Source organism: Neisseria sp. 19428wB4_WF04 (genome assembly GCF_015235335.1).
Taxonomy (GTDB): domain Bacteria; phylum Pseudomonadota; class Gammaproteobacteria; order Burkholderiales; family Neisseriaceae; genus Neisseria; species Neisseria musculi.
Window position 1 is genome coordinate 1 of the sequence record NZ_JADGLG010000016.1, and the last position, 15,364, is coordinate 15,364.

The 15,364-nt window shown below is 52.0% G+C and carries 9 protein-coding genes, 1 tRNA gene and 1 pseudogene; all 11 read left to right on the forward strand.

Features of this window, described 5'->3' with window-relative positions; translation table 11 throughout:
* Nucleotides 1-221: pseudogene (locus tag IR141_RS05260) on the forward strand (elongation factor Tu); the annotation flags it as partial.
* A gap of 9 nt (nt 222-230) precedes the next feature.
* A tRNA-Trp gene (locus IR141_RS05265) sits at nt 231-306 on the forward strand.
* 164 nt (nt 307-470) lie between these two features.
* On the forward strand, nt 471-920 hold the full coding sequence (secE, locus tag IR141_RS05270) for a preprotein translocase subunit SecE (protein WP_135034606.1): 450 nt from the start codon (nt 471-473) through the stop codon (nt 918-920).
* A 2-nt stretch (nt 921-922) separates the two neighbouring features.
* Nucleotides 923-1,459, forward strand: coding sequence for a transcription termination/antitermination protein NusG (gene nusG, locus IR141_RS05275; protein ID WP_135034607.1), 537 nt, complete (start codon nt 923-925; stop codon nt 1,457-1,459).
* 114 nt (nt 1,460-1,573) lie between these two features.
* Nucleotides 1,574-2,005 carry a 50S ribosomal protein L11 gene (rplK, locus tag IR141_RS05280; RefSeq protein ID WP_135034608.1) on the forward strand — a complete coding sequence of 144 codons (432 nt, stop codon included), beginning with the start codon at nt 1,574-1,576 and terminating at the stop codon, nt 2,003-2,005.
* Entirely contained in the window at nt 2,005-2,700 is a 696-nt protein-coding gene (gene rplA / locus IR141_RS05285) for a 50S ribosomal protein L1 (protein ID WP_135034609.1), read from the forward strand. The genes rplK and rplA overlap by 1 nt, the downstream gene beginning before the upstream one ends.
* 235 nt (nt 2,701-2,935) lie before the next feature.
* Nucleotides 2,936-3,436 carry a 50S ribosomal protein L10 gene (gene rplJ, locus IR141_RS05290; RefSeq protein ID WP_135034610.1) on the forward strand — a complete coding sequence of 167 codons (501 nt, stop codon included), beginning with the start codon at nt 2,936-2,938 and terminating at the stop codon, nt 3,434-3,436.
* A gap of 50 nt (nt 3,437-3,486) precedes the next feature.
* On the forward strand, nt 3,487-3,861 hold the full coding sequence (rplL, locus tag IR141_RS05295; RefSeq protein ID WP_135034611.1) for a 50S ribosomal protein L7/L12: 375 nt from the start codon (nt 3,487-3,489) through the stop codon (nt 3,859-3,861).
* A 251-nt stretch (nt 3,862-4,112) separates the two neighbouring features.
* Nucleotides 4,113-8,291 carry a DNA-directed RNA polymerase subunit beta gene (gene rpoB / locus IR141_RS05300; protein WP_135034612.1) on the forward strand — a complete coding sequence of 1,393 codons (4,179 nt, stop codon included), beginning with the start codon at nt 4,113-4,115 and terminating at the stop codon, nt 8,289-8,291.
* 208 nt (nt 8,292-8,499) lie between these two features.
* On the forward strand, nt 8,500-12,675 hold the full coding sequence (gene rpoC, locus IR141_RS05305) for a DNA-directed RNA polymerase subunit beta' (protein WP_135034613.1): 4,176 nt from the start codon (nt 8,500-8,502) through the stop codon (nt 12,673-12,675).
* Between the two features lie 885 nt (nt 12,676-13,560).
* Complete coding sequence (locus tag IR141_RS05310) at nt 13,561-14,901, forward strand: NCS2 family permease (RefSeq protein ID WP_135034614.1); 1,341 nt, start codon at nt 13,561-13,563, stop codon at nt 14,899-14,901.
* The last annotated feature ends 463 nt before the right edge of the window (nt 14,902-15,364 follow it).

Sequence of the window (15,364 nt, forward strand, 5' to 3'; positions counted from 1 at the left end):
CGTTCTTCGCCAACTACCGTCCGCAGTTCTACTTCCGCACCACCGATGTTACCGGCGCGGTAACTTTGGAAGAGGGTGTGGAAATGGTTATGCCGGGTGAAAACGTAACCATCACGGTAGAATTGATCGCGCCGATTGCGATGGAAGACGGTTTGCGCTTTGCGATTCGCGAGGGCGGCCGTACTGTGGGTGCCGGTGTGGTATCTTCCATCATCGCTTGATTATTTTAGAGGCCAGTAGCTCAATTGGTAGAGTATCGGTCTCCAAAACCGAGGGTTGGGGGTTCGAGACCCTCCTGGCCTGCCAATAAAAAATTAACCGGCCTTTGTGCCGGTTAATTTTTTACCGTTTCAAGCAATTATTATTTTATTCCTTATAATTTCAGGTAGCTAAGTTTTATTACTTCATTTAAATTATTTTTTAATGTAGCTAGGCTGCATTGAAGTCTTTCATTACATATTGGAAAAAAGATGGCTGAAAATATACCGCAGGATAAGGAAAAAAAGCCCGGTCGGCTTGTGCGGACGGAAACTAAGTTCTCTGAGCGTAGTTATGGCTCTGGTCCCAAGGGGGGTGACGTTTTCAAGTTAGCGATTGCGGTTGCACTGGTTGTGGCAGGATTGTGGGCTTTCTATAACGTACAAAACCTATCAATATATGTGCGGGTATTATTTCCTGTAGTCGGCGTGATTGTGGGTTTGTTGATTATATTTTATTGGTGCGATTTTGGCCGTCGTTTGGTGGTTTATGTTCGTGACTCTGTTGTTGAATTTAAAAAAGTTGTTTGGCCATCCCGTCAAGATGCTGTTCGGATGACTTTTTTTGTTGTGGTCTTTGTTGCGGTGTTGTCGTTGTTTATCTATGCGGTAGACAGTTTGATTTCATGGCTGTTTTTTGATTTGTTGTTAAAGAGGGGATAAAAATGTCTAAACGTTGGTATGTTGTGCAGGCTTATTCCGGTTTTGAAAAAAACGTGCAGAAAACTTTAAAAGAGCGTATTGCGCGTGAAAATATGAGTGATTGCTTTGGACAGATTTTGGTGCCTGTCGAAGAGGTGGTAGATATTAAAAATGGCCGAAAAACTATTAGTGAACGCAAGTTTTTTCCTGGTTATGTGTTGATTGAAATGGAGATGACCGATGATTCTTGGCATTTGGTAAAAAGCACTCCCAGGGTTTCTGGTTTTATCGGTGGAACCGCCAATCGCCCGATGCCGATTTCTCAAAAAGAAGTTGATGCAATTTTGCAACAGGTTCAGACAGGGGTTGAAAAACCTAAGCCTAAGGTCGAGTTTGAGGTCGGTCAGCAGGTGCGTGTGAACGACGGTCCGTTTGCCGACTTTAACGGGATTGTTGAAGAAGTCAATTATGAGCGCAATAAGCTGCGCGTTTCGGTACAGATTTTCGGTCGCGAAACGCCTGTTGAGCTTGAGTTTAATCAAGTGGAAAAAATTCAGTAATTGGCAGCAAATAGAAATAAATTGATATTATGTTTTGTGTAAAGTATAATATCGGGTCTATTTTTGGGGAGCGAAGTTTTCGCGTTATACCCGCTTAATTAGGAGCTATGTAAAGTGGCAAAGAAAATCATTGGCTACATCAAGCTGCAGATTCCTGCAGGCAAGGCAAATCCTTCTCCTCCCGTGGGGCCGGCTTTGGGTCAGCGGGGGTTGAATATCATGGAATTTTGTAAGGCATTTAATGCTGCTACTCAATCCATGGAGCCGGGCTTGCCGATTCCTGTGGTGATTACTGCATTTGCGGACAAATCATTCACTTTTGTAATGAAAACCCCGCCTGCTACCATTTTGCTGAAAAAAGCAGCCGGTTTGCAAAAAGGCAGCTCGAATCCGCTAACCAACAAAGTGGGTAAAGTAACCCGCACCCAGCTGGAAGAAATTGCAAAAACTAAAGAGCCTGATCTAACTGCAGCCGATTTGGATGCTGCGGTTCGTACGATTGCTGGCTCAGCCCGCTCTATGGGTTTGGATGTGGAGGGTGTGTGATGGCTAAAATTTCTAAACGTTTAAAAACATTGCAGGCCTCGGTGGAAGCTAACAAACTGTATGCGATTGATGAAGCAATTGCTTTGGTAAAAGAGGCGGCAACTGCAAAATTCGATGAGTCTGTTGATGTTTCGTTCAATTTGGGTGTGGATCCCCGTAAGTCGGATCAAGTTATCCGTGGCTCGGTTGTATTACCCAAGGGTACTGGAAAGGTGACACGCGTTGCTGTGTTTGCCCAAGGTGCGAATGCCGAAGCAGCTAAAGTGGCTGGTGCGGATGTGGTGGGTTTCGAAGATTTGGCTGAGGAAGTGAAGAAAGGCAATCTAAATTTCGATGTGGTGATTGCCTCTCCTGATGCTATGCGTGTTGTCGGCCAGTTGGGTACAATTTTAGGCCCGCGCGGTTTAATGCCGAACCCTAAAGTTGGCACGGTAACCCCGAATGTTTCTGAAGCGGTAAAAAATGCCAAAGCAGGCCAGGTGCAATATCGTACCGATAAGGCTGGTATTGTGCATGCTACTATTGGTCGAGCTTCTTTTGCTAAGGCTGATTTGCGAGAGAATTTCGATGCTTTGTTAGATGCTATCATAAAAGCCAAGCCTGCCGCCGCGAAGGGTCAATATTTGCGCAAAGTGGCTGTATCCAGCACTATGGGGCCGGGTGTGCGTGTTGATGCTTCAAGCATAAGTAGTTAAAAAATTTTCAGATGGCCTATTGAGATGTGCCGAATAGGCCGTCTGAATGGGTGGGCTACTTAATTTTTTAAGTAGATGTCCAAGACCGTAGGGATCGCAAGATTTAATCATAACTGCCCTACGCAGACGGTAGTCCTGAATCGAATAATCAAGTATTTCTTGTAAAATGTCTTTTTAGGTTGCCGCGCTGGTGAAATACTTTGGTATTTCTTTGTTTAACAGTGGGAGGTAGACCTTGAGTCTCAATATTGAAACCAAGAAGGTGGCCGTTGAAGAGATTAGTGCTGCGATTGCTCATGCACAAACTCTGGTGGTTGCCGAGTATCGCGGTATCAGTGTTGCCAGCATGACAGAGCTTCGTGCCAATGCTCGTAAAGAAGGCGTGTATTTGCGCGTTCTGAAAAATACATTGGCCCGTCGCGCAGTAGAAGGTACTTCATTTGCAGGTTTGGCAGACCAAATGACAGGTCCGTTGGTTTACGCCGCTTCTGAAGATGCTGTAGCCGCTGCAAAAGTGCTGCATCAGTTCGCGAAAAAAGACGACAAAATCATTATCAAAGCCGGGTCTTACAATGGCAATGTATTGAATGCTGCCGAAGTAAGCGAGTTGGCATCTATTCCAAGCCGTGAAGAGCTGTTGTCCAAACTGCTGTTTGTTATGCAGGCACCTGTTTCAGGCTTTGCCCGCGCTTTGGCTGCTCTGGCTGAGAAAAAAGTTGCTGAAGAAGCTGCTTAAGTATTTTGTTTCGATTAAAGTTTTTAATATAAATTTGGAGTTTGAATAGCATGGCTATTACTAAAGAAGACATTTTGGAAGCTGTTGGTTCTTTAACTGTTATGGAATTGAACGACTTGGTTAAAGCTTTTGAAGAAAAATTCGGTGTGTCTGCCGCTGCTGTTGCTGTTGCAGGCCCTGCCGGTGCCGCTACAGGTGCCGCCGCTGAAGAGAAAACTGAGTTTGACGTTATCTTGGCTGCTGCCGGTGACCAGAAAGTAGGCGTGATTAAGGTGGTTCGTGCCATTACAGGCTTGGGCTTGAAAGAAGCTAAAGATATGGTTGACGGTGCCCCCAAAGCCGTTAAAGAGGGGGTTTCTAAAGCTGAGGCTGAAGATATCCAGAAACAGCTGGAAGAAGCCGGTGCAAAAGTTGAAATTAAATAATCCGTTGTGGTGAATAAAGGCTGGCAGGCTCTGCCAGCCTTGTTTTGCTTTTTATTGATAAAGAATGGAATATTTACATTTATTGACAATTTATTCCTGTGTTTGTTGAAAATAAATGTAAAAATTTGAAGTGTGGCGAAGTTTTCAGGCAATCGATGACGGCATCGTCAGTCGGATTCCGAATCGCTGTCAGGTTTAAGGCAGCTTCAGTCTCTTAGTTTTTAAAAGCCCTCCCTATTCTGGAGTTTTTTATGAGTTATTCTTTTACTGAGAAAAAACGCATCCGTAAGAGTTTTGCCAAGCGGGCCAACGTGTTGGAGGTGCCGTTTTTGTTGGCTACCCAGCTGGACTCTTATTCTAAATTTTTGCAGTTGGACAAGCCTTTTGACAAACGTAGCGAAGAAGGTCTCCAGGCGGCCTTTAATTCAATTTTTCCGATTGTTAGCCACAACGGTTACGCACGTTTGGAATTTGTGCATTACACCTTGGGTGAACCGTTGTTCGATATTCCTGAGTGCCAATTGCGCGGTATCACTTATGCAGCCCCGTTGCGTGCGCGAATCCGTCTGGTGATTTTAGACAAAGAAGCTTCCAAGCCCACAGTAAAAGAAGTGCGTGAAAACGAGGTGTATATGGGGGAAATCCCGCTGATGACACCCAGCGGTTCGTTTGTGATTAACGGTACCGAGCGTGTGATCGTGTCGCAGCTTCACCGCTCTCCGGGGGTGTTTTTCGAGCACGACCGCGGCAAAACCCATTCTTCCGGCAAATTGCTTTTTTCTGCCCGTATCATTCCCTACCGCGGCTCTTGGTTGGATTTCGAGTTTGATCCGAAAGATTTACTGTATTTCCGTATTGACCGCCGCCGCAAGATGCCGGTAACGATTCTGCTCAAAGCCTTAGGCTACAATAACGAGCAGATTCTCGATACTTTCTACGATAAAGAAACATTTTACTTGTCTAAAAACGGCGTACAAACAGATTTGATTGCAGGCCGTCTGAAAGGGGAAACTGCCAAATTCGATATTGTCGATAAAGAAGGCAACGTATTGGTTGTCAAGGGAAAACGCATTACTGCGAAAAATATCCGCGATATAGGTAATGCGGGTCTTACCCGTTTGGATGTGGATCAGGAAAGCCTGTTGGGCAGAGTGTTGGCTGCCGATTTAATCGTACCCGACACAGGTGAAGTGCTGGCAGTTGCCAATGACGAAATCACCGAAGAACTGCTGGCAAAATTCGATATTCACGCTATTGAGAAAATTGAAACCCTGTATATTAATGAGTTGGGGCAGGGCGGTTACATTTCCAATACTTTGCGTGCTGACGAAACCGCCGACCAGCAGGCGGCGCGCGTGGCGATTTACCGTATGATGCGCCCGGGCGAACCGCCTACCGAAGAGGCCGTAGAATTGCTGTTTAACCGGCTGTTTTTTAGTGAAGACAGTTACGATTTGTCGCGTGTAGGCCGTATGAAGTTCAACACCCGTACTTACGAGCAGAAGTTGGGCGAAGCGCAGGCCGAATCATGGTATGGCCGCCTGTTGAACCAAACTTTTACCGGAGCGGCCGAAAAGGGCGGCTATGTGCTGAGTGTGGAAGACATTGTGGCTTCTATCGCCACTTTGGTAGAGTTGCGCAACGGTCACGGCGAAGTGGACGATATCGACCACTTGGGCAACCGCCGCGTGCGCTCGGTCGGCGAATTGACTGAAAACCAGTTCCGCAGCGGCTTGGCGCGTGTGGAGCGTGCAGTGAAAGAGCGTTTGAACCAAGCGGAATCAGAAAACTTGATGCCGCACGATTTGATTAATGCCAAACCCGTTTCTGCAGCGATTAAAGAGTTTTTCGGCTCCAGCCAACTGAGCCAGTTTATGGATCAAACCAACCCTCTTTCGGAAATCACCCACAAACGCCGTGTATCGGCGCTCGGTCCGGGCGGCTTAACCCGCGAGCGCGCAGGCTTTGAGGTGCGCGATGTACACCCGACCCACTACGGGCGCGTGTGTCCGATTGAAACGCCCGAAGGGCCGAACATCGGCTTGATCAATTCGCTGTCGGTATTTGCCCGCACTAACGAATACGGCTTCTTGGAAACCCCTTACCGCCGGGTGGTGGAAGGCAGGGTTACAAATGAAATCGATTACTTGTCGGCCATTGAAGAGGGGCGCTATGTGATTGCGCAGGCCAATGCCGAATTGGATTCAGACGGCCGTTTGACCGGTGATTTGATTACCTGCCGTGAAAAAGGCGAAACCATTATGGCCACTGCCGACCGTGTGCAATATATGGATGTGGCGACCGGCCAAGTGGTCTCTGTGGCTGCTTCGCTGATTCCGTTTCTGGAACACGACGATGCCAACCGCGCCTTGATGGGGGCGAATATGCAGCGTCAGGCGGTGCCGTGCCTGCGTCCTGAAAAACCGATGGTCGGCACCGGTATCGAGCGTTCGGTGGCTGTCGATTCCGCCACCGCCATTGTGGCCCGCAGGGGCGGCGTGGTGGAATATGTGGATGCCAACCGTATTGTCGTGCGCGTACACGATGATGAAGCCACGGCGGGCGAAGTGGGGGTGGACATTTACAACCTGGTGAAATTCACCCGCTCCAACCAATCGACCAATATCAACCAACGCCCGGTGGTGAAAGCGGGCGATGTATTGCAGCGCGGTGATGTGGTGGCCGATGGAGCATCCACCGATTTGGGCGAGCTGGCTTTGGGTCAAAACATGACCATCGCCTTCATGCCGTGGAACGGCTACAACTATGAAGATTCGATTCTGATTTCAGAAAAAGTCGCTGCGGATGACCGCTACACCTCCATCCACATCGAAGAATTGAATGTGGTGGCGCGGGATACCAAATTGGGTGCGGAAGACATTACCCGCGATATTCCCAACCTGTCGGAGCGGATGCAAAACCGTTTGGACGAATCGGGTATTGTGTATATCGGTGCCGAAGTAGAGGCCGGCGATGTGCTGGTAGGTAAAGTTACCCCCAAAGGCGAAACCCAGCTTACTCCCGAAGAAAAACTGCTGCGTGCCATTTTCGGTGAAAAAGCTTCCGATGTGAAAGACACTTCGCTGCGTATGCCCACCGGTATGAGCGGCACGGTGATTGATGTGCAGGTGTTTACCCGCGAAGGCATCCAGCGCGACAAACGCGCCCAATCGATTATCGATGCCGAGCTCAAACGCTACCGCCAGGATCTGAGCGACCAGCTGCGTATTTTCGACAACGATGCTTTCAGCCGTATCGAGCGCATGATAGTCGGACAGAAAGCCAACGGCGGCCCGCTGAAGTTGGCCAAAGGCAGCAAAATTACTGCCGAATATCTGGCTTCGTTGCCGAGCAAGCATGATTGGTTTGATATCCGTTTGAGCGATGAACCGCTGGCCAAACAGCTCGAGCTGATTAAAGTCAGCCTGCAGCAAAAACGCGAAGAAGCCGAAGAACTGTATGAGATTAAAAAGAAAAAGCTGACCCAGGGCGATGAATTGCAGCCCGGCGTGCAAAAAATGGTGAAAGTGTTTATCGCCATCAAACGCCGCCTGCAGGCAGGCGACAAAATGGCAGGCCGTCACGGCAACAAAGGCGTGGTATCGCGCATTCTGCCTGTGGAAGATATGCCCTACATGGCAGACGGTCGTCCTGTCGACATCGTGTTGAATCCGTTGGGCGTACCCAGCCGTATGAATATCGGCCAGATTCTCGAAGTGCATTTGGGCTGGGCGGCAAAAGGCATCGGCGAGCGTATCGAGCGTATGCTGGCCGAACAGCGCAAAGCGGGAGAAATCCGCGCCTTCTTAAACCAGCTGTATAACGGCAGCGGCAAGCGGGAAAACCTCGATGAGTTGAGCGATGATGAAATTCTAGAGTTGGCCGCCAATCTGAAGCACGGCGCCACTTTCGCTTCGCCGGTGTTTGACGGTGCCAAAGAAAACGAAATCTACAGTATGTTGGATTTGGCCTATCCGGATAGCGATGCCGAAGTGCAGAAACTCGGTTTCAACGACAGCAAAACCCAGATTACCCTGTATGACGGCCGTTCCGGCGAAGCGTTTGACCGCAAAGTAACCGTGGGTGTGATGCACTACCTGAAACTGCACCACTTGGTAGACGAAAAAATGCACGCCCGCTCAACCGGCCCCTACAGCCTGGTTACCCAACAGCCGCTGGGCGGCAAGGCGCAGTTCGGCGGCCAGCGTTTCGGTGAGATGGAGGTATGGGCGCTTGAGGCCTACGGCGCAGCCTATACCCTGCAAGAGATGCTGACTGTGAAGTCCGATGATGTAACAGGCCGCACCAAAATGTATGAAAATATTGTGAAAGGCGAGCATAAAATCGATGCCGGTATGCCCGAATCGTTTAACGTATTGGTTAAAGAAATCCGCTCGCTGGGCTTGGATATCGATTTGGAACGTTATTGACCAACAGGTTTTCAGACGGCCTGTGTGTTCCGGGCCGTCTGAAAAAGGCATAGGGGCTGCGCCGGCAAGAGCCGGCAAGCTGACGGCGGTGTCTGTAAAACGGCATAAAACCGCGCGGGCAATATCAGGCCGTCTGAAAAGCCCTGCCATGCAACCTGAACCGAATATCCGCATTGCTGCCAACAATACTTCCTTCTAAGGAGCCAAAATGAATTTAATGAACCTGTTCAATCCGTTGCAATCTGCCGGCATAGAAGAAGAATTTGATGCCATCAAAATCGGTATTGCCTCACCCGAAACCATCCGCTCGTGGTCTTACGGCGAAGTGAAAAAACCCGAAACCATCAACTACCGTACCTTCAAGCCCGAGCGCGATGGTTTGTTCTGTGCCAAAATCTTCGGCCCGGTAAAAGATTACGAATGCTTGTGCGGCAAATACAAACGCCTGAAATTCAAAGGCGTAACCTGCGAAAAATGCGGCGTGGAAGTTACCCTTTCCAAAGTGCGCCGCGAACGCATGGGCCACATCGAACTGGCTGCGCCCGTTGCGCACATCTGGTTTTTGAAATCGCTGCCCTCGCGTTTGGGCATGGTGTTGGACATGACCCTGCGCGATATCGAGCGCGTGCTGTATTTTGAAGCCTATGTGGTAACCGACCCCGGCATGACCCCGCTGCAACGCGGTCAGCTGCTGACCGAAGACGACTACTATGCCAAGCTCGAAGAATACGGCGATGATTTCGATGCCAAAATGGGTGCCGAAGGTATCCGCGAGCTGCTGCGTATGCTCAATATTGCTTCAGAAGTAGAAATTCTGCGCCAAGAGTTGGAATCTACCGGCTCCGACACCAAAATCAAAAAAATTGCCAAACGCCTGAAAGTGCTGGAAGCTTTCCAGCGCAGCGGCATGAAGCTCGAATGGATGATTATGGACGTGCTGCCGGTGTTGCCGCCGGATTTGCGTCCGCTGGTGCCGCTTGACGGCGGGCGCTTCGCCACTTCCGATCTGAATGATTTATACCGCCGCGTCATCAACCGCAACAACCGCCTGAAACGCCTGCTGGAGTTGCACGCTCCCGACATTATCGTGCGCAACGAAAAACGTATGCTGCAAGAAGCTGTGGATTCGTTGCTCGACAACGGCCGCCGCGGCAAGGCCATGACCGGCGCCAACAAGCGCCCGCTTAAATCGCTGGCCGACATGATTAAAGGCAAGGGCGGCCGTTTCCGTCAAAACCTGCTGGGTAAACGGGTTGATTATTCTGGCCGTTCCGTGATTACCGTAGGCCCTTATCTGCGCCTGCACCAATGCGGTCTGCCTAAAAAAATGGCATTGGAGCTGTTTAAACCGTTTATTTTCCACAAGCTGGAAAAGCAGGGTCAGGCATCAACCGTGAAAGCCGCCAAAAAACTGGTGGAACAGGAAGTGCCTGAAGTTTGGGATATCTTGGAAGAGGTTATCCGAGAGCACCCGATTATGCTCAACCGTGCGCCGACACTGCACCGCTTGGGCATTCAGGCGTTTGAACCGATTCTGATCGAAGGCAAGGCCATTCAGCTGCACCCCTTGGTATGTGCCGCGTTTAACGCCGACTTCGACGGCGACCAAATGGCCGTTCACGTTCCATTGAGTCTTGAGGCGCAAATGGAAGCGCGCACATTGATGCTGGCTTCCAACAATGTGTTGTCGCCCGCCAACGGAGAGCCGATTATTGTGCCTTCGCAAGACATCGTATTGGGCCTGTATTATATGACCCGCGACCGCATCAACGGCAAGGGCGAAGGCAGCCTGTTTGCCGATGTGAGGGAGGTGCACCGCGCCTACCACACCAATCAAGTGGAACTGGGCACCAAAATCACCGTGCGTCTGCGCGAGTGGGAGCGCAATGGGCAAGGCGGGCAGGAGCCGGTGTTGAAACGCTACGAAACTACTGTCGGCCGTGCGTTGCTGAGTGAAATCCTGCCCAAAAGGCTGCCGTTTGAATATATTAATAAAACGCTTAAAAAGAAAGAGATTTCCAAGCTGATTAACGCCTCGTTCCGCCTGTGCGGCCTGCGCGATACCGTGATTTTTGCCGACCACCTGATGTACACCGGCTTTGCCTATGCGGCCAAAGGCGGCATCTCGATTTGCGTGGACGACATGGAAATTCCTAAAGAAAAAGCCGCCCTGTTGGCCGAAGCGCAAGGCGAAGTGAAGGAAATCGAAAACCAATACCGCCAAGGTTTGGTTACCAACGGCGAGCGCTACAACAAAGTGGTCGATATCTGGGGGCGTGCCGGCGACAAAATCGCCAAAGCCATGATGGACAATCTTTCCAAACAAAAAGTGATCGACCGCGAAGGCAACGAAGTGGATCAGGAGTCGTTCAACTCCATCTATATGATGGCCGACTCGGGTGCCCGCGGCTCGGCAGCGCAAATCAAACAGCTTTCCGGTATGCGCGGCCTGATGGCGAAGCCGGACGGTTCGATTATCGAAACGCCGATCACTTCCAATTTCCGTGAAGGTTTGACGGTATTGCAATACTTTATCGCCACCCACGGCGCGCGTAAAGGTTTGGCCGACACCGCCTTGAAAACCGCCAACTCCGGTTATCTGACCCGCCGTTTGGTGGACGTAACCCAAGATTTGGTTGTAGTGGAAGACGATTGCGGCACTTCAGACGGCTTTGTGATGAAGGCCGTGGTGCAGGGCGGTGATGTTATCGAGCCGCTGCGCGACCGTATTCTCGGCCGGGTAACCGCTGCCGATGTGGTGGACTCTTCCGGCGCAACGCTGGTGGAAGCCGGCACACTGCTGAACGAGCAGTTAGTCGATTTAATCGACCAGTCCGGCATCGATGAAGTGAAAGTACGCACCCCGATTACCTGTAAAACCCGCTACGGCCTGTGCGCCCACTGCTACGGGCGCGATTTGGCGCGCGGCAAACTGGTCAATACCGGCGAAGCTGTCGGCGTGATTGCCGCCCAATCCATCGGCGAGCCGGGTACCCAGCTGACCATGCGCACCTTCCACATCGGCGGTGCCGCATCGCGTGCCGCCGCCGCCAGTCAAGTGGAAGCCAAATCCAACGGCACCGCCCGTTTCAGCAGCCAGATGCGTTATGTTGCCAACAACAAAGGCGAGCTGGTGGTTATCGGCCGCTCCTGCGAAGTGGTGATTCATGACGAAATCGGCCGTGAGCGCGAACGCCACAAAGTGCCATACGGTGCCATTTTGCTGGTGCAGGACGGTGCATCGGTGAAAGCCGGTCAAACGCTGGCAACCTGGGATCCGCACACCCGCCCGATGATTACCGAACACGCCGGTTTGGTGAAATTCGAGAATGTGGAAGAGGGCGTAACCGTTGCCAAACAAACCGATGATGTAACCGGTTTGTCCACACTGGTGGTGATTGACGGCAAACGCCGTTCGGCCTCCGCATCCAAACTGCTGCGCCCCACCGTGAAACTGCTCAACGAAAACGGCGAAGAAGTGTGCATTCCCGGAACCAGCACCGCTGTTTCCATGGCTTTCCCAGTCGGTGCCGTGATTACCGTGCGCGAAGGGCAGGAAATCGGCAAGGGCGATGTGCTGGCGCGCATTCCGCAGGCTTCTTCCAAAACCCGCGACATCACCGGCGGTCTGCCGCGTGTGGCCGAGCTGTTTGAAGCCCGCGTACCCAAAGATGCCGGCATGCTGGCCGAAGTAACCGGCACCGTGTCGTTTGGCAAAGAAACCAAAGGCAAACAGCGCCTGATTATCACCGATGTTGACGGTGTGGCTTACGAAACTCTGATTTCCAAAGAGAAACAGATTCTGGTGCACGATGGGCAAGTGGTAAACCGCGGCGAAACCATCGTGGACGGCGCAGTCGATCCGCACGACATTCTGCGCCTGCAAGGCATCGAAGCCTTGGCGCGCTACATCGTGCAAGAAGTGCAGGAAGTTTACCGCCTGCAGGGCGTGAAGATTTCCGACAAACACATCGAGGTGATTATCCGCCAGATGCTGCGCCGCGTGAATATCGCAGACGGCGGTGAAACAGGCTTCATCACCGGCGAGCAGGTAGAGCGCAGCGATGTTACCCTGGCCAACGAAAAAGCGGCAGCCGAGGGCAAAGAGCTTGCACGCTATGATAACGTGTTGTTGGGCATTACCAAAGCCTCGCTTTCAACCGACAGCTTCATTTCGGCCGCATCGTTCCAAGAAACCACCCGTGTGCTCACCGAAGCAGCCATTATGGGTAAGCAGGACGAACTGCGCGGTCTGAAAGAAAACGTGATTGTCGGCCGTCTGATTCCTGCTGGCACGGGGTTGACCTACCACCGCACCCGCCGCCAGGTATGGCAGGCGCATCACGAAGCCGAAGTGGCCGAGCAGGTGAAAGAAGCCGAATAAGCCGCAGCATTGCAGGCCGTAAGGTCTGCCGGAACACCGGTTGCAAAAGCAGCCGGTGTTTTTTATACATCGAAAACCCGGGCAGGCCGCGATGGGGGAGTTTGCGGCCTTATGTGCAGGCAAAAACGGTTCCCGCCGTGAAGCGGCTGCACTTGCCTGAAACTTATTTGGCGGGCGGACTGTATTGTGAATACCTTCCCCTTTTCCAACACTCTCAGGCCGTCTGAAAACTTTTTTAGACGGCCTTTCCCAATATCTGCTTTTGTACCATCCAAAAAATATCAGAAATGCCGTTATCGCCCCACCGCTTCTGCGCAAACGCAATCCAAGCACTTTGCATCTGATTGATTTGGTAGTTTCACTCGGATTTTCACACGAGCAGGGCAGATTTGCGGGGGCAGGGGTATTTTCAGACGGCCTTGAGGGCTGTCTGCCCGTGTTGACGGGCGTTGGCGGAGCAAAACCTGTGGCGTTGCAGCGAAAGTGCAGCCGTTTCACGATTGCATTCAGGCCGCGCTATACGGCAAGTGAAACAGCAGCCGTCTGAAAGATGCCGCGCCACCTATTTTCTGAATGCGGGAACACGCTATGCCTGTTTTTCAGACGGCCTGAAAGTGTTGGAACCCCGGTGTTGTTTGCGTTTTGTTTTTGCCCGAATACCCGTTTGGGCGTGTTCAAATATTGCCGGGATGCCCGAAAGCACGGTCGTGCCGTGCCGCTTTCCGGCATACTCAAAAACAACGGAACCATTGTTGCCGGCCGCAGCACGCCCCATCAGGTCAAATATGCGGGCAAATCCGCTATAATGCGGCTGTTTTATTTCAGCCCCGATTGTGCAGCTTGTGCGCTGCCGCAGCGGGGTTTCAACCTTAAAGGAAGTTTTTGATGAACAACCCGCAGCATCATCTTTTAGAGCGGCTGTTTCAGCTCGACAAACACGGCACCGATGTGCGCACCGAGCTTCTGGCCGGCCTTACCACCTTTTTGGCGATGTGTTACATCGTGATTGTCAACCCGCTGATTCTGTCGGAAACCGGCATGGATATGGGCGCAGTGTTTGTGGCCACTTGTATTTCCGCCGCCATCGGCTGCCTGGTTATGGGGCTGCTGGCGAATTATCCGATTGCGCTGGCACCCGGCATGGGCTTGAACGCTTATTTCACTTTTGCTGTGGTCAAAGGCATGGGCGTGCCGTGGCAGGTTGCGCTCGGCGCGGTGTTTATGTCGGGCATCATCTTTATTTTATTCAGTTTTTTCAAAGTGCGCGAAGCGATTGTGAACGCGCTGCCGATGAGCCTGAAAATGTCGATAGCCGCCGGCATCGGCCTGTTTCTCGCCCTGATTGCCCTCAAAGGCGCAGGCATCGTTATCGACAGCCCCGCCACGCTGGTGAAAATGGGCGATTTCTATGTAGAAAACAACGGAGCAAAGCTGCCCAACTGGCCGGTTTTGCTCACCTTTTTTGGCTTCGCAATGGTGATTGGGTTGGATTATTTCCGCATACGCGGCGCGATTATCCTCACCATTTTGGCTTTAACCGGCATTGCCGCCGCGCTGGGTTTGACCGAGTTTAAAGGCGTGGTCGGCCAAATTCCCGCCATTGCCCCCACATTCATGCAGATGGATTTCAGCGGCTTGTTCAACATCAGCATGATCAGCGTGATTTTCGTGTTTTTCTTGGTGGACTTGTTCGACAGCACCGGCACGCTGGTCGGCGTTTCCCACCGCGCCGGGCTGCTGGTAAACGGCAAACTGCCGCGCCTGCAAAAAGCCCTGCTCGCCGATTCTACCGCCATCGTGGCGGGCGCGGCGTTGGGCACATCGTCCACCACGCCCTATGTTGAAAGCGCGGCGGGCGTGTCGGCAGGCGGGCGTACGGGTTTGACCGCCGTAACCGTGGGTGTGTTAATGCTGGCCTGTTTGTGGTTTTCGCCGCTGGTGCAGAGCGTGCCCGCATTTGCCACCGCCCCCGCGCTGCTGTATGTGGGCGTGCATATGCTGCGCAGTGCCGCCGATATCGACTGGAACGACATCACCGAAGCCGCCCCCGCGTTTTTAACCATCGTGTTCATGCCGTTTTCTTATTCGATTGCAGACGGCATCGCCATGGGCTTTATCAGCTACGCCGTTATCAAACTTTTGTGCGGCCGCGCCAAAGACGTGCCGCCGATGGTGTGGGCGGTCGCGCTGGCGTGGGCGGCCAAATTCTGGTTTTTGGGCGCATAAACCGCCCGGCGGATAACGGTCGATTCACTGTTTTCACCCCAAACAAGCCGCAAACAACCGGATAGCGCGGCAAGGCCGCAGCGGGGCAGGGCGGCTTCACCGCAATCAAGGCAGATATCCGGACTGCCCCTAACAATCAGAACCCAACCGACTTTGCGATGCCGCGCCATTTCCCCGCCGTTTTTTCAGACGGCCTGAACCTGCCGGAGCGCAGCATTTCGGGCAGCACCGCTTCGGCTGTTCCACCCGGGTGCTGAAACGTATAGCGGCCGGGCTGCTTTTTGGGGCGGCAATGCCGCAGCAGAATTATTTGTCTGCTTGATTATGCAGAAGAGTCTGCTCCGTCTTTTGCGGTGCCGCACCGAGGCCGCTCCCCTGGTTGTGTGCAGAACACGCGGCAGTGGGCAAGCGCATTGCTGATGCGGACTATTCAGGCCGTCTGAACAGGTTTTCAGACGGCCTT

Coding starts and splice junctions, on each gene's coding strand:
- rpoB (WP_135034612.1), top strand. CDS start 4,113: ATGAGTTATTCTTTTACTGAGAAAAAACGCATCCGTAAGAGTTTTGCC.
- secE (WP_135034606.1), top strand. CDS start 471: ATGGCTGAAAATATACCGCAGGATAAGGAAAAAAAGCCCGGTCGGCTT.
- IR141_RS05310 (WP_135034614.1), top strand. CDS start 13,561: ATGAACAACCCGCAGCATCATCTTTTAGAGCGGCTGTTTCAGCTCGAC.
- nusG (WP_135034607.1), top strand. CDS start 923: ATGTCTAAACGTTGGTATGTTGTGCAGGCTTATTCCGGTTTTGAAAAA.
- rplL (WP_135034611.1), top strand. CDS start 3,487: ATGGCTATTACTAAAGAAGACATTTTGGAAGCTGTTGGTTCTTTAACT.
- rplA (WP_135034609.1), top strand. CDS start 2,005: ATGGCTAAAATTTCTAAACGTTTAAAAACATTGCAGGCCTCGGTGGAA.
- rpoC (WP_135034613.1), top strand. CDS start 8,500: ATGAATTTAATGAACCTGTTCAATCCGTTGCAATCTGCCGGCATAGAA.